This is a genomic window from Bacillus sp. Nf3 (assembly GCF_003028545.1).
Lineage (GTDB): Bacteria > Bacillota > Bacilli > Bacillales > Bacillaceae > Bacillus > Bacillus safensis.
In genome coordinates, this window is the sequence record NZ_PYUA01000006.1 from 37,448 (window position 1) to 55,734 (window position 18,287).

Genomic DNA, 18,287 nt, shown 5'->3' on the forward strand with positions numbered 1-18,287 from the left:
AATTGAGTAAGGAGAACATTAAGATGGATAAGAAATTTGTTTATTTTCAGCATATGAGTGATGATTCTAATTATTATGTAGAGAAAAAATCTTTAATTCCAAGCAGACCTTACGAGATTGAAAACTTACCTAAAGGTTACAAGATAACAATAGAAGAGAATTCACCATGGATTTATTATTCTAACCCTAGCATCAATATAAAAGAACAAGGATGGAAAATACATATAAGTGCGACAATAAATGATGCACAAGATATTTTAAAAGTGGTAAGCAAATTATTGTTTAAGCGAAAAGTTGCTTTTAAGCATATTAAGGACAAGCAGACGTTATTCAATTTAAATTCAAAGCATGGAAATAGAATTTCTTCGGGGAAGTTTATAGCGATATACCCTCCAACAGATAATGAGTTTTTACAATTGCTCAACGATTTGTATGAAGAGTTACGAGGTTACGAGAATGGCCCATATATTCTTAATGATAAATCATGGAAAGATAGCAACATATATTATAGATATGGAGCTTTCAAAAATATTTATAACGAAAAAGGTGAACTTTGCATAAAGGATGAACAGGGAAATCTCATTCTAGATAACAGACAACCATATTATAAAGTTCCCGAATTTGTAAAGGAGTTAGATCAATATTTAGATTCAATAAATATTTCCCATGAAAATGAAGAAAATGAGAAATTTAATGGTTATGACTTTCAAGGCGTTCTTAGATTTAATAATGGAGGTGGGATATACACAGGTATAAGGAAATTGGATCAAAAAAGTGTGGTCATTAAAGAAGGTAGACCGAAAGTAGGTCTGGATGGAGAATATAATGATGCTATTGATCGTTTGAACATTGAACATGATGCTCTGACTAAGCTTGCAGATATTAGTGGAGTAGTAAATATTGTTGATTATTTCAAAACGTGGAAGCATGTGTTTCTTGTGGAAGAATTTATAGAGGGTTTAACTTTACAATCTTGGTGTGCAGTAAACTATCCATTCAACTTGGAAAATGATAAAGATGCATATATCAGGAAAGTAAAAATCATTTTAAATAAGTTAATCACCACAGTTAAAAAAATGCATGAAAGAGATATTGGCATGGGAGACTTACAGCCGTTAAATATAATGATTACACCTGATTTGGATGTGAAAATTATTGACTTTGAGTCAGCAGCTAGTGCAAAACTTGAAGAAAAAAGTACTTTGCAAACAATCGGTTTTACTCATGTGAAAAATAAAAATCATAAAGAACGAGATTGGTATGCTATCAAGAAAATTTTGCACTTTTGCATTTTACCTATTGGCCCTGTTACTGACCTAGAGCCGAGTATTAAAAATACACATAGAAATTGGATAGAACGTGAATTTGGAAAAGAGGTTTATGAATTTGTTTTGAATATAGAAAAAGAATGTGATGAAGAACTATCAGAAACTAAAGAGCAAACATTTCAACAGAATATTCGCGCGGAAATGACAAAAAGGAATGATATTTCAACAATTATTAGTGGTCTGAGAAATGGAATAGAAAATAATCTTTTGCCTGATAGTTCTTTGGTTCATGGGGATGTTAGACAGTTTGTTAACACAGATGGAAAATTTAATATACTTACCGGTGGAACAGGATCAATTTTAGCTTTATCTAGATCTGGAAGTTTAAACAGACAAGTGATTGAATGGGTTTCCAATGTTTTAATTAAAAACTTGGATCATTTTGAAGAGGATGGATTGTTTACAGGAAAAGCAGGTATTGGAGTCATTTTATATGAACTAGGTTACAAAGAGGAGGCAAAAAAGTTATTCAGAAAAATTGAATACTCTAGTATGAATGATATGTCATTAAGATCAGGTTTGCCTGGAATAGGATTATCATTAATCAGTTTGTATTTAGAAGAAAATAAATCAGTATACTTAGCTATTTGTGAAGAGATAGCAAATATTATTGAAAACAAAGTAAGGGAAGAAATTAAATTGACATCGACAGATTGGACGGGAGTTCCTATTGGATTAATTGATGGGTGGTCAGGAATATCTTTATTTTATACAGCTTTGTTCTCAATTACTAAGAAAAGAGATTACTATTTAAAATCGATCGAATATATAAATAGAGACCTGAAAAGGTGTAAAGTGGATTCTAGTACAAACACTTTGCAAACATTTGATGATAATCATCGATTGCTACCTTATTTATCAGGAGGTTCCATAGGAATTGGAGTTGCTATTTGGTACTTAAACTATATAAATTCAAGCAATCTATTTGAATTAGAGATGGAGAAAATCATTAATTTAAATAAAGTTAGATGTGCATTTAGTGGAGGACTTTTCGATGGAGTGGGCAGTTTTCTTTTAATTCCATCAATGATTAAAAATAAACAAATATTATCAGATGAAATAGATCTGGTAAAGAGAAAATTAGAATTATTTCTTATATATAAAGATGATCAAATTTTGTTTCCAGGAAATTTTTGTTATCGCTTATCAGATGATTTTTATTCTGGAAGTGCAGGAATCATATTAGGCTTAAAGTCACTTCAATATTCAAACCCTATGTATTGGTTGCCGATTATTCATATTGATCAATTTTTAGAGAAAACTAGAGGGAATTTATTGAAAGTGATGTGAAAAACTCATTTGATTTATTTTAAGTGACTTTGAGATTTAAACTAAAATTTGTGGAGGCGTGAAAATATGAAAGATGTTTTAAAACTTCAACAATTAACAGAGAATTCTGAAACAAAAAAGGAGGAAGTGTGGTTTACTATTACAACCATTTCAGTCACATTATCAACGATTAGTAATCACTGTTAATTGATAATATCTAGTTGAACTATAAAGTCTATATTTTCCTTGAAAGGAGGTGAGAAAGGATGGAAGATGTTTTAAAACTTCAACAATTAACAGAAGGTTCTGAAGTAGAACCAGAGAGATGGTATACGATTTTCACAACATTAGTGGGAAGTTCAACGGTTAGCAATAACTGCAAATAATATCGGTGAAAAAATTTCTGAATGTGGGGGATAGTTATGAATGAAGTTTTAAAACTCCAGCAATTAAATGAAGATTCTGAAGTAAGTCCAGAGGCGTGGTATACGATTTTTACCACATTAGTGGGGAGCTCAACCATAAGTAATAACTGCTAAAAAATTTACTCATATTGAAAAGAGGGATAATAATGAAAGATGTATTGAAATTACAACAATTAACTGAGAATTCTGAAGTAGAGCCTGAAAGATGGTATACGATTTTTACCACATTAGTGGGGAGCTCAACAGTTAGTAACAATTGCTAAAAAAAGCAAAAAAATAAGTTCGAATTTCACATGTAAAATATTTGAAATATCAATTATAATTGAAGTCAATCTGAAAAACTAGGAAAAGGATAGTAAATCCTTTTCCTGTTTATTAAGAAAGGTGAATAGAGTGGAATACGTATTAGAAGTGCAAAAGGTTTCAAAAAAGTACTCTCATTCCGATTTTCAATTAAGAGATATATCATTTAAGATTCCTAAGTCTTCAATTGTTGGCTTTATTGGGGAAAATGGTGCCGGCAAAACCTCAACTTTCGGGACGATATTAAACTCATTAAAAAAACAAAATGGAACGATTAAAATCTTTGATAGAGTAGAACCCCATAATGATATTTCGATAAAAGAGAACATAGGTGTTGTTTTTGATAATAATAATTTTTCAGAAAACATAAGTATTAAGCAATTATCACGGGTGTTATCAAATATCTATCGTCAATGGGATAATGAAAAGTTTTTTAAGTATATAGATTTATTTTCATTACCTAAGAATGGGTTAGTAGGTAAACTCTCGCGAGGAATGTCTATGAAGTTGTCTATTTCTGTAGCACTTTCTCATAATGCAAAGTTGTTATTACTAGATGAAGCAACCTCCGGACTAGATCCTGTTAGTAGAGATGAAGTTTTGACTATCTTAAAGGATTACGTAAAGAATAATGAATGTTCAATTTTGCTATCTTCGCACATTATTAGTGATATAGAGTTAATCGCTGATCATCTTTTATTTATAAAGTCCGGTGAAATTCTATTAGATATTAGTAAAAGCAAACTTCTTGATGACTATTCTATTTTAGAATGTAAATCAAAGGACTTAGAAATGGTTAAAGAGATAGCACTTGCCTATACTTATAAAAATAAAGATTTGATAGAAGTACTTGTATCAAATGATAAAGTAATTCCTGTTCGCTTTTTTCGGAAAAATTCCTCACTTAATGAAATAACATTAATGTTATTAAGAGGAAAAAGAATATGAAGGGGTTAATTTTAAACGATATTTACATTATACAAAAAGGAATTAAAACCGCTATCATCCTCTCTGTATTAAGTATGCTATTCCTTTTATTAACAAAAAGTGAAATTGTATTTAAAGTAGCTGTCTTGTTACCCTTTTTAATTATTCCTGTAAAATCATTTGAAATATTAAAATATGATGTGAAATCTGGTTGGGACAAATTTTCATTTACGTTACCGGTTAAAAGAACAAATTTAGTTAAGGCTAAGTACATTACATTTTTAATTTTAATAACTTTAAGTTTTCTTTTAAGTTTTGGTTTATTTTTTTTAATTGATCTTTTATTATTTCCTTCTTTAACCTTTGAATATTACAACCAGCTATTGAGAGGATTAGGATTAATTATATGTGTGGGTGCTATGCTATATCCTTTGACATATAAATTAGGAATTGAAAAATCTGATTCGATAACCATATATAGTTTGGGTTTTTCTTTTGGTGTGTTTTTCTCGTTAGCTTTTGTGGCTAAGCTTGTACTAGAATCGAATAGAATTGCTGACATGATATTTTCAGTCGTGTTTTTCGGCTTATCAGTTTTCTTTTTAATCATTTCATATCTAATCTCGTGTTCGCTTGTTAAACGCAAAGAATTTTAAAATAATCATGAATAAAAACTGGTGAATTTATTCATCAATAAAATTTGGAGGAATAATAATGAAAAAGGTATTAGAATTACAACAACTTAACAATGAAGAGCAACCAGAAATAGGACCAACAATAACAACAATTACAGTAATACCCACTACTTTTATTTCACTCCTGAGTAACCATTGTGATAATCATGCATCGTAATGTAATCTAATTTCTTTGTGAGAATTTTTGAAAAAATTTAGCCCATTATGATGTTTTGTCCAAATGTAAGAAATTTTATTGTAAGTAAAAAAGTGAGCTAAAAGAAAGATTAAAGATACATTCTTACTAGGCAGTAATTCAGAAGGGAGTGTGAAGATGTGGACAAAAAAAACAGCCAGCGTTCTTTAATCAAACGCAGTTGGTTTCACACCTTTTTAGCTTTTATTGCATCACAGCTATACATTATGTTTGTAGAGAGAACCGGAATTGGTCCTAACATGAGGGGGATCAATGGTACGTTTATTGAAAATATTATAGATTTGGATTTATATCAAAGGTATTTTACCTTTTATGAAACTCCTTGGTATAATCTGTTCACCATTTTTTTTGGGGCAATTACAATTATACATATGACAACAGGTATTATGAAAGATATTCGAAATGGATAAATATTTATTAAGAAAACAAGAAACACGTTAATTTGACTCTGAATCCCTCTAATAGTTTTTTAATAGAGGGATTTTGCCTTATTCTTCATCTCGTATAATCTGTGGAATTCCATTTTTAGAATAGAATACATAAACACATTATCAAATCCCTTTTGACCTGACTCGTACTCTCTTAATAACCCCTCTTTTACAAAATAGAGCATTTCAACTAATTTAATAGAAGATGTATTTTCAGGATCAATAATGGCTTCAATCCGGTTCAGGTTCATCTCCTGAAACCCATATCGTAACACCGCAGCGATTGCCTCACTCATGATACCTTTTCTCCAATGATCGTGGTGTAATTCATAGCCAATTTCGGTGCGGCAGTGCTGTTTTTCTAGGTTGAGAAAGCCGCAGCTGCCGATGATGGCTGGGTTGTCTTTTAGAGAAATGCCCCAGCGGATGCCTGTTTGTTCTTTGAAGATGTTGTCATACCACTTGATTTCTCCTTTTGTGTCCTCGATGGATTCATGAGCATCAATGCCCATGTAGCGGCACACGGTTTCATTGGATAAATAGATGTGCATATCCTCAGCGTCTTCGATCGTCGCTTGTTTTAAGATTAGTCTTTCGGTATGTATGGTTGGAAATGTTTGTGGAAAGTTGATTTTGTTCATTTGGTTATCCTCCATGCAATGTCTTTTGTTCTGTACATGCCTTACAATAAAAAACCCCTTCATTCCTCAGCCAAGCCTTTACCTCTGTCATTCCGCGTCTCTTTGGATAGACGAGCTTGACGTACACTTCTTCGTTACCTTCTATCTTCTTCTGACAGCTAGCACATACGGGTTCTTCAAATAGAAACAATCGGCATACTCCTTCTTGTAGATATTTCTTCCATTATATCAAATATGCAACATAATCTTTGCGGCCTGTTCTTCACTTTTTCTATTTTTGTCCGACATATGGTAAGGAAAAGAAATTTTAGTTTGTTGAAACCGTTTGAGAGAAACCTTGCTCTAACAGGTGTAGGAGGTGTGGATGAGATGAAGCAAGTGCGTCTAATTAAAAAAGCACAAAAAGGGAATGTCTCGGCATTTGAGAAATTAATGCTGATGTATCAAGAGCGTTTATATAAAACGGCTTTTCTCTATACAAGAAATAAAGAGGATTCGTTAGATGCTGTTCAAGAGACGGTCATTAAAGCGTTTAAGCATCTATCTGGCTTAAAAGAACCGGCTTATTTTTCTACCTGGCTGACGCGGATTTTGATTCATACGATTTTTGCGATGAAGAAAAAGCAGCAAGATGTTGTTCCGTTTGAACAGCATCATGAGAGCGTTGAGCGACATGATTTTTTGGAAGACAAGCTTGATTTAAAAAATGCACTTGAAGTGTTAGATGAGCAATATCAGCTCGTGATTCAGCTATTTTATTTTCAAGATTATTCGATTTCAATGATTTCTGAACAGATGGGTGTGCCTGAAGGTACGGTCAAAACTCATTTGTATCGAGCAAGAAAGCTATTAAAGCAAACATTGGAGAAGGAGGAGAGTGTCGATGGAACAAAAAGAAATGAAAAAGCTCTATGATGAGATTGATGTACCAACGGTTGAAGTAACCTCTGCGATTCGTCAAGCAATAGGAGATGTAAAAGCGGAACAGAAAAGACATTGGTTCAAATGGAACTGGAGAACGCCAATATACTCAGTCATCGCCCTTGTTGTTCTTTATTTTTCATCTGGTTTCCTTTTCCCGTCTCTTAATACAGCGATGGCACGTGTGCCGATTATTGGACAGTTTTATATGATGTTTCACGATAAAGTAGGAATGTCTCTTTTTCAGAGTGATTTGGTAAAGCATGTCAATGAGGGGGCTGAATCAAGAGGGGTTACTGTGAAAGTAAACAGTGTGTATTATGATGCTGGGCGGCTTGTTTATACGTTTACTGTGGAGAATTTCCATACAAAAGAAGACTTTATACCGATCAACATTGATTCAGATCAGATCAATGAAAATTTTCAACCCAATATAGATAGTCCGGAGTTGAAAAAATTAAAAGATGGTCGATATGCTGGACGAATGGAATTCTATACAAATGGACAGATGATTAAGCAAGGCCAAAAAGCACAACTCGTGATTTCGAAAATTGGAGATATTGTAGGGAATTGGCGCTTTGAGTTGCCTGTAGTTAAGCAAAAAACCACTTTATTTGCAGGTCAAAAAGAAGTATCTATTTTAAATGGACGTTATCAGTTGAAAGATATAAAGGTTGAAAATGGAGTGAATTCCTCTGTAATTCAATATGCGATTGATTACAATGGTGTCGCAAAAGATGATGATATCTCTATAGATATAATGAAAGATAATTTGGGAAGTAAGTACAGGCTTAAGAATGCAGCAACATTAAAGGGAAAAAAACTTTCAACTGAAAAAACTAGACAAAATGCTTTGACCATTTTGAATAAGCCAATTTCTCCAAACACTACTGAACTGACATTTTACCTAAATGGGATATATGAACATGAAGAAAGCAAAATCATTTCACTCCAGAATCAGCTGCCTGTTCAGTTCAGAACAAAGCACCATGGAATTGGGATTAAGATCAATAAAATAAAGCAAAAAGGGCGTTCTGTAACAGTTGATTATCAATTTACTGGAGTAGATAAGGAAAAATTAGATGAGGCTGATATGAAGAATGTCGGTGAATCAATTGGATTAGGCGATGTTAAAAAAATGAAATCATGGTCCGATCCTGAAGCAAATTACGAAAACGGATATTACTTGAAGGGGAACCATGCGAAGGTGACGAATTTGAAGACAGCTTCTATGCAATCCACCTTTGATTTTGATGTGAAGGAGTTAGACAAATTATCATTAAACCATTTTTCATTTAAGGATTATGGGCTTTATCTTAATTTGTCAGATCTGAATCTGTTGGCACCGAAAAAAGAGATAAAGGTAACCATTCCAGTCAAAAAAGAAACTTCAAAAGCTAGTCAATAAATAAAAGAGCGAACATGATTACACATGTTCGCTTTTTGTCTGTTGTTCTACCAGTCGATGACGATTGAACGAATACCGAATCAACATCAACGCCACAAAACTAGCTATCCCACCAATCCAACTTAAATTCGTTACATTTGTATACTGAATAATCACGCCGCCCATAGACGATCCGAGCATCATGCCGATGTTCATAATCGCTGTATTAAAGCTCAGCACGGTTTCTGATGCTTGTGGTTTAAGGGAGATCAGATAAAACTGCTTCGCTGGTGTTGTTGTCCATGTAGCGATGCCCCAAATGGCAAGCGTGATCAAGACGCTAATTGTAGAGAATTGCGTAAAGAATAAGGTAAAGAGAGCGAACATCTGAATCGTGATGCTGATTGAGATCGTTCGGTTTGGTCCCCATTGATCGACGGCAAAGCCGCCAAAGCGTGAGCCAATAAAAGCAGAAATTCCTAAAACGAGCAAGGCCATGCTTGTCATTTCAAGTGAAAAGCCGGCGGTCTGTCGCAATAAAGGAGAGATATAAGCAAAGACCATCGTGTAGCCTAAGATCCAAAAGACGGTTGTGGCTAAACCGCTGATTACCCTGCGGTCTTGAAGGATGTGTAATTGCTGCTTCAATGGCAGATGAGAATGTCCCTCTATGCGTGGCAGCAATTGATAAAGAAGCAAGAAGAGACAAGCAGAACCTAGTGCAATGATGAGAAAAATATAGTGCCAATCCACATGACCTGATAGAAATGTTCCAATCGGCACACCAAGTACGAGTGAAATGGTGAATCCAGTGATGACCGTCGCCATTGCACTCCCCTTTTTTTCTGGCGGGGCGATCTGCGCTGCATAATTCGTGGCAACGACAATATATAAGCCGCCGCTCATGGCCATAATGACACGAGATAGCAGGAGCAGCACAAAATGATGGCTGAAAAAGGCGAGCATATTGCCTAAAATAAACACAAAAATAGCTGATAACAAAACCTTTTTTCGGTTCAGTTTCGACGTTACCATGACTAAAAAGAGAGCGCCTACTGCATAAAAAAGAGAATAGACGGTGATGAGCTGACCGGCAGCAGGAATGGAGATGTGTAAATCGACAGCAATGATATCTAGAATCCCTGACACGACGAATTCTGACGTGCCTGTGACAAATGAACCGACAGCTAAAAGAACAATCAATAGCTGATGAGATGTGTTTTTCATTTTGAACCCTTCCTTCATGTTGATACGTTGTCTTTAGTTTAAATTCCGTGCTAACATAAGTAAAATTGATGTTTTTCATGAAGGAGATGAGTAAATACTCATGAGCTTTGTTCGTTTTGATATTATCGCAAAAGTGGTGGAGCTTGGCAGTTTTACAGCAGCAGCTGAAGCATTAAATATGACGCAGTCAGCTGTGAGTCATGCAGTGGCGAATTTAGAGTCAGAGTGGGGCGTGTCTTTATTCATTCGTGACCGAAAGAAGGGCATTATGCTGACGGACATTGGTCAAACGCTTCTCCCGCATATTAGAGAAGTGTTAAATAGAGTGGAGAAAATCCAGCAAGAAATTGCATTAACGAAAAATATTGAAACAGGTTTGATTCGTATTGGCACATTTGCCAGTGCCTCTGCTTGTTTATTACCTAAACTGCTTGTGAGCTATCAGAAAAAACATCCAAAAATCGAATTTAAATTCTATGAGGGAACGTATGAAGAAATATTGGAGTGGCTGGATTCTGGCATCATTGATGTTGGATTTGTTGTGAAAGGCCATGCGGATGAAGCCTTTGATTTACTGCCGCTTATGAAAGATGAGATGGTCGTCGCCTATCACCCAAATCATCGATATGAACAGCAGCCCATTGTAGATATAACAGATTTGGCGGGTGAACCATTTATTATGCCGACTGGCATGTATCAATCACATGTAGAGGATATTTTTTCGGAGGCGCAAATGAAGCCAGCTGTTTTATTTGAAGTTCATGATTGTACGACCATTGCTCGTATGGTAGGGGAAGGACTCGGCGTCACAATTGGTCCGGAGTTGTTTTTAAAAACGCAGCAGCTTGTGCATATTCGTCAGCTGAATGTCTCTCATCATCGTGAGGTTGCGCTCGCTTGTCCCTCTCTCTCCCAAGCTTCTCCAGCAGTGAAAGAGTTTTTCCATGTAGCCGAAACGGTTTTTGCAAAAGAGAAGGATTTGGAGAAGGGTGTATAAAGAACTAGATGTGAATTTCCAAATTCGTGTAATAAGACGAATGAAGCGGACATTTCTTTGAAAAATGTTCGCTTTTCATATTGTATTTTAAAAATGAAGTTGGTACAATAGACACAGAAATCAAATAGATAGAAGTCGTATAATCGCGGGGATATGGCCCGCAAGTTTCTACCAAGCTACCGTAAATGGCTTGACTACGTCAATTCACACTCGTTTGATATAAATCATGCATTGTTCTTGTTTTATGTCACAGTCTGAATTCACATATGTAGTCAAGCGTCCCAAAATTGTTGGGGCGTTTTTTATTTGACTAGTGAATGGGACAGACTAAAACAAAAGGACATGAAGGGAGTCAGTTGGCTTGAAACAGTATTTTCAGTTTGATGAGTTAGGAACGAATTACCGCAGAGAAATCATCGGTGGTTTAACCACATTTTTGTCGATGGCTTACATTCTGTTTGTTAATCCGATCACACTTGCATTAGTGTCGGTACCGGATTTTCCAGATAAATTACGTATTGATCAGGGCGCTGTCTTTACAGCAACGGCGTTAGCTTCTGCTGCAGGGTGTTTCCTGATGGGATTGATCGCCAGGTATCCGATTGCAATTGCACCAGGTATGGGTCTGAATGCGTTCTTCGCCTTTTCGGTTGTGCTTGGCATGGGCATTAAATGGGAAGCAGCACTTTCAGGTGTGTTTGTTTCAGGATTGATTTTCGTTGCCCTTTCTTTAACAGGTTTCCGTGAAAAAATCATCAATGCCATTCCAGCTGAGCTGAAGCTGGCAGTTGGTGCAGGTATTGGTTTGTTCATTACGTTTGTTGGTCTACAAGGCTCTGGCATTATCGCCAATAATGATAATACACTCGTTTCGATTGGAAATATTCATAGTGGTCCAGTTCTGTTAACGGTGTTTGGTATCGTAGTGACTGTTATATTAATGGTTCTTCGTGTGAATTCAGGTGTCTTCATTGGGATGCTTGTGACTGCTATTGCCGGGATGCTTTTTGGTCTTATACCAGTACCGTCTCAGATTGTGGGAAGTATTCCAAGTTTGTCTCCAACCTTTGGTCAAGCCTTGATTCACTTACCAGAAATATTCTCGATTCAAATGCTTATTGTGATCTTAACGTTCCTTTTCGTTGGATTCTTTGATACAGCTGGTACGCTTGTAGCTGTGGCAACACAGGCTGGTTTAATGAAAAATAATGAGCTTCCTCGTGCAGGAAGAGCACTGCTGGCGGATTCTTCTTCTATTGTTGTAGGTTCTGTTCTTGGTACATCTACAACAACATCTTATGTTGAATCTAGCTCAGGCGTTGCTGCTGGTGCGCGTTCTGGTTTTGCAGCTGTCGTCACAGGGATTTTCTTCTTGCTGGCGATGTTCTTCTCACCGCTTTTATCCATTGTTACACCTAATGTGACAGCACCTGCTTTGATTATTGTTGGTGCACTGATGGTCGCTCCGCTTGCAAAGATTGCATGGGATCGCTTTGAAATTGCGGTACCAGCGTTCTTAACGATGATTATGATGCCACTGACATACAGTATTGCAACAGGGATTGCGGTTGGCTTTATTTTCTACCCGATTACGATGATCTTTAAAGGGAAAGCCAAAGAAGTGCATCCAATCATGTACGGATTGTTTGTCATCTTTATTCTATATTTCGCTTTCTTAAATCATTAATTGAACATCTGAAACAGCAGCTCATGGGGCTGCTGTTTTTTGTTAAAAAAATCAAAACATAGTTGACTTATAGGAATTATGTGTTTATGATAAAAAGACATAATTCGCTGATTGGATCACCAAAGGCGCTTTGATTTCCTTTTTTAATAGAAGGTTTCAGGGTGCCTTTTTTTCTTGCAGACATTCAAAAGGGGAGGAGATGTCTTTTGTCACGCTGGCTTAGACAGGTGATTGAACGAAAAAAGCAGGTGCTGATTCAAAAGCTCCTTTTATGGGGGCATGAAGAAAAGCAGGAAGCGCTCATGCATTATACAATTCATGAGCTGGAAAATGAGGTTCTCTATTTAAAAGAGCGAAAACAAAAATAGGGGGATGAGCGATGGATGAACAAAAGCTGAATTATATTTTATCTGCCTTAAAAGGGATCGACTATGGATCAGTGGTCATCACCATTCATAATGGACATATTACACAGGTCGATACGACCAAAAAGACTCGGTTCCCCGCTCATCAGGAGAATCTCCGAGTTCAGCAAGGAAAGCGGAGTCACTATCGTTGACCATGAATTTCAACATTGATAAAAAGCTGATGGAGGCCGTCAGCTTTTTTGTTTTGTCTTATTTTCTCTCCATTTTAAAACCTCTGCTGCCTTTTATCCGTCTATTCGTATGAACGTCAAGGAATCTTGACTGAATAGAGAGACTCCGCTACTTTAAGAGGAGTCATCCGAACAGTTCATTCACTTGAACCTGTAAGGATTGGATAGGAGTTGATATAGATGTTAGAGAAAGATCAAGATCAGAGGACATCTGAAAAGAAAAATGAAGAGTCATCAATAGATCAAGAAACAAGGCAATCCCGCCTCAGCCGCAGCGCTGCAAAACGTGGAAGAATCTCAAAATCAGCAGAGGATGAGCTTTCAACCATCCAGCGTATGCTGCAAGGTGTAGGAGGCGCGTTTAAGCGCTATGGTTCATATGGACTGGCGATGTTAAAATCACCGAGCCAGGCCATCAATCAAGCGGAAACATTGCGTATGAAGTACGCCTGGATCTCGATTGTGTTATTCAGTGTGTTTTTTGCTTTAGGCAACTATGTTCAATTAAAGGCGTCAAAAACCCGTTTATTAGGCTTTGGCATTCATTATTCTTTTGGTGACGCCTTTTTGAGGGTTGCAGTCTTTACACTCATTGTGTTGACATTGATGATGCTCACCGTCTGGCTGCTCGGAAAATACATGCTAAAAGGAAACATATCACTGAAAGAAGTGATCATGAAGTTTGGTGCTGCGCTTGTGCCGGTGTTGGTTTTATCCATCCTTTGGCTTGTATTTGCCATGCTGAATATTCCATATGTGACCGTCATATTATCCGTGATGATGTTTGTCGGCCTTCAGTTGATTGCGGTCGTGCTCTTTCGCTCGATTCAATCGGAGCATGATGCCGTACGTGGAGATTTGATGTATGCAGGCTGGATCTTTTTATTGGTTGAGCTTGTCATCATTGCGCTGCTCTGGGGCATAGTCGGGGAGTATTTGATTCCATCACTTGTTCCTGTTCGATTCGGATAAAACACACTGAAAACCTCCTTTTTTGAAAAAGGGGGTTTTCATGTTGAGAAGAGAAAAAAACGGGTAAACTCTTGGTAACAAAGACCACCCTTGTTGTCGAAAGATATATGTGTTTTGATCGCGTAAATTTGATTGTATCAAGGTATGTTCTCTAGTAGAATATGGGGTGCTTTATTTGATTTTTTAGTGCAGGGGGTTCGAATCGTGCTTCAACAACTTTTATCCAATGCGTTCACCATGGTTTTAATCATTTTAGTGATTAATATTGTCTATGTTTCTTTTTCCACCATGCGTTTGATTTTAACAATGAAAGGCAGAAGGTACGCAGCTGCTTTTGCGGGTACGATCGAAATGCTCATTTATGTCATTGGGTTAAGTATCGTTCTAGATAACTTAGATCAAATACAAAATGTCATTGCGTATGCGCTAGGTTATGGAATGGGAATCATTGTCGGGATGAAAATTGAAGAGAAGCTGGCACTTGGCTACACAACTGTTAACGTGATCACAAAAGAATTGGATGTCGATCTCCCAAGACAATTGAGAGAAAAAGGATATGGTGTCACGAGCTGGGTAGCAGGCGGTCTTGAAGGAGACCGGACAGCATTGCAAATTTTAACACCGAGAAAATATGAACTGCAATTATATGAAACGATTAAGACGCTGGATTCAAAGGCGTTTATCATTTCATATGAGCCCAAATCGATTCACGGCGGCTTCTGGGTGAAGGCTGTGAAGAAAAGGAGAATTAAAGAATGACCGCAAAACCAAAGAAGAAAAAATTCTATGTGGAAGACAACATGACGATTGATCAAGTGTTGTCCCAGATGGCAGCGGAAGGCTACTCGCCTGTCCGACGAATGGAGGAACCGATTTTTCAGGAAAAGAAGGAAAATGGGTCGATTCAGATCATTCCGATTGGGAAAAAAATCGTATTTGAAGGAAAAATAGTCTAAATCCGAACATTAAAACGACGACTTCATAGATTGTTCGATAAATCCGTTGACATCATGAACATCCGTTGTTAAGATAAACATGAAATCAAAACACGAGCCTCATATAATCTTGGGAATATGGCCCATAAGTTTCTACCCAGTTACCGTAAATGACTGGACTATGCAGGATAGTGAACAAAACTGACATGGCAATTCAAAAGCGAACAGCGCTTACCATGGCCCGGTTTGTGTTGCTTCCTAACAATGCAATGCAAATCGGGCCTTTTTGTTCGGCGTTTGACAAGCTGCTTAGGTTTGGGAAGCGTGTCAAACGATACAAAATCGAATATCAGCTTAAAGGTGGGGACAAAATGAAGCCGCTTGTAGGTGTCATCATGGGAAGTACATCTGATTGGGAAACAATGAAAAATGCGTGCGACATCTTAGAGGAATTAAACATTCCGTATGAAAAACAGGTAGTATCCGCACACCGGACACCTGACTTGATGTTTGAATATGCGACTGAAGCAAGAGGTAAAGGACTAAAGGTCATCATTGCCGGTGCTGGAGGCGCAGCACATTTACCGGGAATGGTCGCAGCAAAAACGACACTGCCGGTCATTGGTGTGCCTGTACAATCAAAAGCACTAAACGGGCTGGATTCCTTATTATCCATCGTTCAAATGCCAGGCGGTGTACCAGTTGCTACAGTAGCAATTGGCAAAGCAGGTGCAACAAATGCAGGCCTTCTTGCCGCACAAATGATTTCAGCATTTGATGAAACAATCGCAGCTCGCCTTGAAGAAAGAAGAGAGCAGACAAAACAGACTGTACTAGAAAGCAGTGATCAGCTTGGCTAAGCAGACCATTTTTCCAAACGCAACCATCGGCATCATCGGCGGCGGACAGCTTGGCAGATATATGGCTGTCAGCGCAAAGCAAATGGGGTACCGGGCAGCAGTTCTAGACCCGGTCACACAATCTCCTTGCGGACAGGTTGCCGATACAGAAATCACAGCCGCATATAGTGATCTTGAAGCGATTCGAAAGCTGGCAGAAATCAGCGATGTGGTGACTTATGAGTTTGAAAATATCGATTATGATGCACTGAATCAGCTGAAGGAAGAAGCCTATTTACCACAAGGAAGCGACCTTCTTCTTTTAACTCAAAATCGTGAGACCGAGAAAAAAGGGATTGTAGACGCAGGCTGTGAAGTAGCACCTTACCGCATCATTCATGATGAGAAAGAGCTGGAAGATGCAGTGGACGCGCTCGGTTTGCCAGCCGTGCTGAAAACATGCAGAGGCGGCTACGACGGAAAAGGACAGTACGTCATCAAAGAAAAAGGACAGCTTCCAGAAGCAGCTGCACTTCTCACACATGGAACTTGTATTTTAGAAAGCTGGGTTCCATTCCAAATGGAGCTTTCGGTGATCGTCACTCGTTCTGTTCATGGAGAGATCGCAGTATTCCCAGTCGCTGAGAACATTCATAAGCATAATATTTTGTTCCAAAGCATTTTACCTGCAAGGGTAGAGAACCGCATTCAGGAGAAGGCGAAAGAACTGGCAACAACACTGGCTGAAAAGCTAGGGCTGGTTGGTACCCTTGCTGTAGAACTGTTCCTGACAAATGACGGAAAGCTGCTCGTCAATGAACTGGCACCACGCCCGCATAATTCTGGTCATTATACGCTCGATTTATGTGAGACAAGTCAGTTTGAACAGCACGTCCGCGCTATATGTGGTCTGCCACTTGGCGGTACAGCCCTTTTATCAGAGGGAATGATGGTGAATTTATTAGGCGATGAAGTGGACATTCCAAAAGAGCATCCTGAGCTTCTCAAAGAAGCGAAGCTTTATCTATATGGAAAGCATGAAGTAAAAGCCGGCCGCAAAATGGGGCATATGACGTTTATGAAACAGCTCGATGATGAATGGATGACAAACATCACAAAGATATGGACTGAAAGAGATGGAGGAAACGGGAAATGATCGAACGTTACGCACGACCAGAAATGTCAGCAATCTGGACAGAGGAAAACAAATTTAATGCATGGCTTGAAGTAGAAATTCTCGCTTGTGAAGCTTGGGCAGAGCTTGGCGTCATTCCGAAAGAAGACGTTGTGACAATGCGTAAAAATGCAAGCTTTGATATTGGACGTATTCTGGAGATTGAACAAGACACGCGCCACGACGTGGTTGCCTTTACGCGTGCTGTATCTGAATCTCTAGGAGAGGAAAGAAAGTGGGTTCATTACGGATTAACATCGACAGACGTAGTGGATACGGCGCTTTCATATCTATTAAAACAGGCGAATGATATCTTGCTCAAGGACATTGAGAGATTTGTTGACATACTAAAAGAAAAAGCAAAAGAGCACAAATATACCGTCATGATGGGCCGTACACACGGTGTACACGCTGAACCGACAACATTTGGCCTGAAGCTTGGACTTTGGTACGAAGAAATGAAGCGTAACCTAGAACGTTTTAAACAAGCAAAAGCTGGCATTGAATACGGCAAAATCTCTGGAGCTGTTGGCACATATGCGAACATCGACCCGTTTGTTGAGCAATATGTATGTGAGAAACTTGGCATCAAAGCTGCACCAATTTCAACCCAAACCTTGCAGCGTGACCGCCATGCAGATTACATGGCTACTCTTGCTTTAGTGGCAACGAGCATTGAGAAATTTGCTGTTGAAATTCGTGGTCTACAAAAGAGTGAAACACGTGAAGTAGAAGAGTTCTTTGCAAAAGGACAAAAAGGATCATCAGCGATGCCGCATAAGCGTAACCCAATCGGTTCTGAGAATATGACTGGGATTGCCCGTGTGATCCGTGGATATATGCTGACAGCTTATGAAAATGTGCCGCTTTGGCATGAGCGTGATATTTCTCATTCATCTGCTGAGCGCATCATTTTACCAGATGCTACGATTGCACTGAACTATATGCTCAACCGTTTCTCAAACATCGTGAAAAACTTGACGGTCTTCCCTGAGAACATGAAACGCAACATGGACCGCACACTTGGCTTAATTTACTCACAGCGCGTTCTTCTTGCACTAATCGATACAGGCATGGCACGTGAAGAGGCATATGACACGGTTCAGCCAAAGGCAATGGAAGCGTGGGAGAAGCAAGTGCCGTTCCGTTCATTAGTAGAAGCAGAAGAAAAAATCACGTCACGTTTAACACCTGAACAAATCGCTGACTGCTTCGATTACAATTATCATTTGAAAAATGTCGATATGATTTTCGAACGTCTAGGTCTTGCGTAAGAAACGGGCCGCCTGCTCGCCAGGCGCCCAATCCTGAAAATTGCCAACATTCAAATTAGGAGGC

General features: G+C 38.1%; 24 protein-coding genes and 2 riboswitches. Of the genes, 21 read left to right on the top strand and 3 right to left on the bottom strand.

The annotated features are described in order from the left end of the window. The first annotated feature begins 23 nt into the window (after window positions 1-23). The 9 genes from lanKC (at window position 24) to C9414_RS15590 (ending at window position 5,553) form a co-directional block, all read left to right on the top strand. Window positions 24-2,618, top strand: coding sequence for a class III lanthionine synthetase LanKC (lanKC, locus tag C9414_RS15575; RefSeq protein WP_107164000.1), 2,595 nt, complete (start codon window positions 24-26; stop codon window positions 2,616-2,618). A gap of 66 nt (window positions 2,619-2,684) precedes the next feature. Next, entirely contained in the window at window positions 2,685-2,804 is a 120-nt protein-coding gene (locus tag C9414_RS20630; protein ID WP_219909118.1) for a class III lanthipeptide, read from the top strand. A gap of 59 nt (window positions 2,805-2,863) precedes the next feature. Next, window positions 2,864-2,983 carry a class III lanthipeptide gene (locus tag C9414_RS20385; protein ID WP_219909119.1) on the top strand — a complete coding sequence of 40 codons (120 nt, stop codon included), beginning with the start codon at window positions 2,864-2,866 and terminating at the stop codon, window positions 2,981-2,983. Window positions 2,984-3,019: 36 nt separating this feature from the next. Next, complete coding sequence (locus C9414_RS20390) at window positions 3,020-3,136, top strand: class III lanthipeptide (RefSeq protein WP_189282668.1); 117 nt, start codon at window positions 3,020-3,022, stop codon at window positions 3,134-3,136. A 32-nt stretch (window positions 3,137-3,168) separates the two neighbouring features. Further along, window positions 3,169-3,285, top strand: coding sequence for a class III lanthipeptide (locus C9414_RS20395; protein ID WP_189282667.1), 117 nt, complete (start codon window positions 3,169-3,171; stop codon window positions 3,283-3,285). A 130-nt stretch (window positions 3,286-3,415) separates the two neighbouring features. Beyond that, window positions 3,416-4,273: an ABC transporter ATP-binding protein gene (locus C9414_RS15580; RefSeq protein ID WP_107164001.1), complete on the top strand. Its 858-nt coding sequence runs from the start codon at window positions 3,416-3,418 to the stop codon at window positions 4,271-4,273. Continuing rightward, window positions 4,270-4,908 (top strand): ABC-2 transporter permease, encoded by a 639-nt coding sequence (locus C9414_RS15585; RefSeq protein ID WP_107164002.1) that lies wholly within the window; start codon window positions 4,270-4,272, stop codon window positions 4,906-4,908. The genes C9414_RS15580 and C9414_RS15585 overlap by 4 nt, the downstream gene beginning before the upstream one ends. 58 nt (window positions 4,909-4,966) lie before the next feature. Next, complete coding sequence (locus C9414_RS20275) at window positions 4,967-5,104, top strand: class III lanthipeptide (protein ID WP_181286159.1); 138 nt, start codon at window positions 4,967-4,969, stop codon at window positions 5,102-5,104. A 158-nt stretch (window positions 5,105-5,262) separates the two neighbouring features. Beyond that, on the top strand, window positions 5,263-5,553 hold the full coding sequence (locus tag C9414_RS15590) for a YfzA family protein (protein ID WP_107164003.1): 291 nt from the start codon (window positions 5,263-5,265) through the stop codon (window positions 5,551-5,553). A 59-nt stretch (window positions 5,554-5,612) separates the two neighbouring features. Here the strand turns inward: C9414_RS15590 and C9414_RS15595 are convergent, their stop codons facing one another. Next, window positions 5,613-6,212 (bottom strand): GNAT family N-acetyltransferase, encoded by a 600-nt coding sequence (locus tag C9414_RS15595; RefSeq protein WP_107164004.1) that lies wholly within the window; start codon window positions 6,210-6,212, stop codon window positions 5,613-5,615. A gap of 4 nt (window positions 6,213-6,216) precedes the next feature. After that, window positions 6,217-6,402: a hypothetical protein gene (locus tag C9414_RS15600; protein WP_047202812.1), complete on the bottom strand. Its 186-nt coding sequence runs from the start codon at window positions 6,400-6,402 to the stop codon at window positions 6,217-6,219. Between the two features lie 179 nt (window positions 6,403-6,581). Between C9414_RS15600 and C9414_RS15605 the strand changes: the two genes are divergently transcribed. Together C9414_RS15605 and C9414_RS15610 are read left to right on the top strand one after the other, a co-directional pair. Further along, window positions 6,582-7,127, top strand: a complete 546-nt coding sequence (locus tag C9414_RS15605; protein WP_107164005.1) for a sigma-70 family RNA polymerase sigma factor — start codon at window positions 6,582-6,584, stop codon at window positions 7,125-7,127. Continuing rightward, window positions 7,096-8,541, top strand: a complete 1,446-nt coding sequence (locus tag C9414_RS15610) for a DUF4179 domain-containing protein (protein ID WP_107164006.1) — start codon at window positions 7,096-7,098, stop codon at window positions 8,539-8,541. The genes C9414_RS15605 and C9414_RS15610 overlap by 32 nt, the downstream gene beginning before the upstream one ends. Before the next feature lie 18 nt (window positions 8,542-8,559). Here C9414_RS15610 and C9414_RS15615 read toward each other — a convergent pair whose 3' ends face one another. Next, entirely contained in the window at window positions 8,560-9,747 is a 1,188-nt protein-coding gene (locus C9414_RS15615; RefSeq protein ID WP_107164007.1) for an MFS transporter, read from the bottom strand. Between the two features lie 100 nt (window positions 9,748-9,847). Here C9414_RS15615 and C9414_RS15620 point away from each other — a divergent pair, with 100 nt between their 5' ends. The 10 genes from C9414_RS15620 (at window position 9,848) to purB (ending at window position 18,223) form a co-directional block, all read left to right on the top strand. Then, window positions 9,848-10,744, top strand: a complete 897-nt coding sequence (locus C9414_RS15620; RefSeq protein ID WP_107164008.1) for a LysR family transcriptional regulator — start codon at window positions 9,848-9,850, stop codon at window positions 10,742-10,744. Between the two features lie 115 nt (window positions 10,745-10,859). Beyond that, window positions 10,860-10,961: riboswitch (purine riboswitch) on the top strand. Between the two features lie 144 nt (window positions 10,962-11,105). Beyond that, the gene (locus C9414_RS15625) at window positions 11,106-12,431 is read left to right on the top strand and encodes an NCS2 family permease (RefSeq protein ID WP_041087063.1); all 1,326 of its coding nucleotides are present in this window, start codon (window positions 11,106-11,108) and stop codon (window positions 12,429-12,431) included. 206 nt (window positions 12,432-12,637) lie between these two features. After that, window positions 12,638-12,799, top strand: coding sequence for a hypothetical protein (locus C9414_RS20280; protein ID WP_166644707.1), 162 nt, complete (start codon window positions 12,638-12,640; stop codon window positions 12,797-12,799). Window positions 12,800-12,810: 11 nt separating this feature from the next. Next, window positions 12,811-12,990 (top strand): YezD family protein, encoded by a 180-nt coding sequence (locus C9414_RS15630; protein ID WP_047202807.1) that lies wholly within the window; start codon window positions 12,811-12,813, stop codon window positions 12,988-12,990. 219 nt (window positions 12,991-13,209) lie between these two features. Beyond that, window positions 13,210-14,001, top strand: coding sequence for a hypothetical protein (locus C9414_RS15635; RefSeq protein ID WP_107164009.1), 792 nt, complete (start codon window positions 13,210-13,212; stop codon window positions 13,999-14,001). Between the two features lie 204 nt (window positions 14,002-14,205). Next, complete coding sequence (locus C9414_RS15640) at window positions 14,206-14,760, top strand: DUF2179 domain-containing protein (protein ID WP_024424505.1); 555 nt, start codon at window positions 14,206-14,208, stop codon at window positions 14,758-14,760. Further along, window positions 14,757-14,957: an NETI motif-containing protein gene (locus C9414_RS15645; protein WP_012009137.1), complete on the top strand. Its 201-nt coding sequence runs from the start codon at window positions 14,757-14,759 to the stop codon at window positions 14,955-14,957. The genes C9414_RS15640 and C9414_RS15645 overlap by 4 nt, the downstream gene beginning before the upstream one ends. Before the next feature lie 79 nt (window positions 14,958-15,036). Further along, window positions 15,037-15,138, top strand: a riboswitch (purine riboswitch). A gap of 169 nt (window positions 15,139-15,307) precedes the next feature. Further along, window positions 15,308-15,796: a 5-(carboxyamino)imidazole ribonucleotide mutase gene (gene purE, locus C9414_RS15650; protein ID WP_039183007.1), complete on the top strand. Its 489-nt coding sequence runs from the start codon at window positions 15,308-15,310 to the stop codon at window positions 15,794-15,796. Continuing rightward, on the top strand, window positions 15,789-16,931 hold the full coding sequence (purK, locus tag C9414_RS15655) for a 5-(carboxyamino)imidazole ribonucleotide synthase (protein WP_107164010.1): 1,143 nt from the start codon (window positions 15,789-15,791) through the stop codon (window positions 16,929-16,931). Before purE ends, purK begins: the two co-directional genes overlap by 8 nt. Continuing rightward, complete coding sequence (gene purB / locus C9414_RS15660; RefSeq protein ID WP_024426701.1) at window positions 16,928-18,223, top strand: adenylosuccinate lyase; 1,296 nt, start codon at window positions 16,928-16,930, stop codon at window positions 18,221-18,223. The genes purK and purB overlap by 4 nt, the downstream gene beginning before the upstream one ends. Window positions 18,224-18,287 lie beyond the last annotated feature (64 nt).

Excerpts from the sequence above, each read along its gene's own strand:
- lanKC (WP_107164000.1), top strand. The coding sequence starts at position 24 with ATGGATAAGAAATTTGTTTATTTTCAGCATATGAGTGATGATTCTAAT.
- C9414_RS20630 (WP_219909118.1), top strand. The coding sequence starts at position 2,685 with ATGAAAGATGTTTTAAAACTTCAACAATTAACAGAGAATTCTGAAACA.
- C9414_RS20385 (WP_219909119.1), top strand. The coding sequence starts at position 2,864 with ATGGAAGATGTTTTAAAACTTCAACAATTAACAGAAGGTTCTGAAGTA.
- C9414_RS20390 (WP_189282668.1), top strand. The coding sequence starts at position 3,020 with ATGAATGAAGTTTTAAAACTCCAGCAATTAAATGAAGATTCTGAAGTA.
- C9414_RS20395 (WP_189282667.1), top strand. The coding sequence starts at position 3,169 with ATGAAAGATGTATTGAAATTACAACAATTAACTGAGAATTCTGAAGTA.
- C9414_RS15585 (WP_107164002.1), top strand. The coding sequence starts at position 4,270 with ATGAAGGGGTTAATTTTAAACGATATTTACATTATACAAAAAGGAATT.
- C9414_RS20275 (WP_181286159.1), top strand. The coding sequence starts at position 4,967 with ATGAAAAAGGTATTAGAATTACAACAACTTAACAATGAAGAGCAACCA.
- C9414_RS15595 (WP_107164004.1), bottom strand. The coding sequence starts at position 6,212 with ATGAACAAAATCAACTTTCCACAAACATTTCCAACCATACATACCGAA.
- C9414_RS15605 (WP_107164005.1), top strand. The coding sequence starts at position 6,582 with ATGAAGCAAGTGCGTCTAATTAAAAAAGCACAAAAAGGGAATGTCTCG.
- C9414_RS15610 (WP_107164006.1), top strand. The coding sequence starts at position 7,096 with ATGGAACAAAAAGAAATGAAAAAGCTCTATGATGAGATTGATGTACCA.
- C9414_RS15615 (WP_107164007.1), bottom strand. The coding sequence starts at position 9,747 with ATGAAAAACACATCTCATCAGCTATTGATTGTTCTTTTAGCTGTCGGT.
- C9414_RS15620 (WP_107164008.1), top strand. The coding sequence starts at position 9,848 with ATGAGCTTTGTTCGTTTTGATATTATCGCAAAAGTGGTGGAGCTTGGC.
- C9414_RS15630 (WP_047202807.1), top strand. The coding sequence starts at position 12,811 with ATGGATGAACAAAAGCTGAATTATATTTTATCTGCCTTAAAAGGGATC.
- C9414_RS15635 (WP_107164009.1), top strand. The coding sequence starts at position 13,210 with ATGTTAGAGAAAGATCAAGATCAGAGGACATCTGAAAAGAAAAATGAA.
- C9414_RS15645 (WP_012009137.1), top strand. The coding sequence starts at position 14,757 with ATGACCGCAAAACCAAAGAAGAAAAAATTCTATGTGGAAGACAACATG.
- purE (WP_039183007.1), top strand. The coding sequence starts at position 15,308 with ATGAAGCCGCTTGTAGGTGTCATCATGGGAAGTACATCTGATTGGGAA.
- purB (WP_024426701.1), top strand. The coding sequence starts at position 16,928 with ATGATCGAACGTTACGCACGACCAGAAATGTCAGCAATCTGGACAGAG.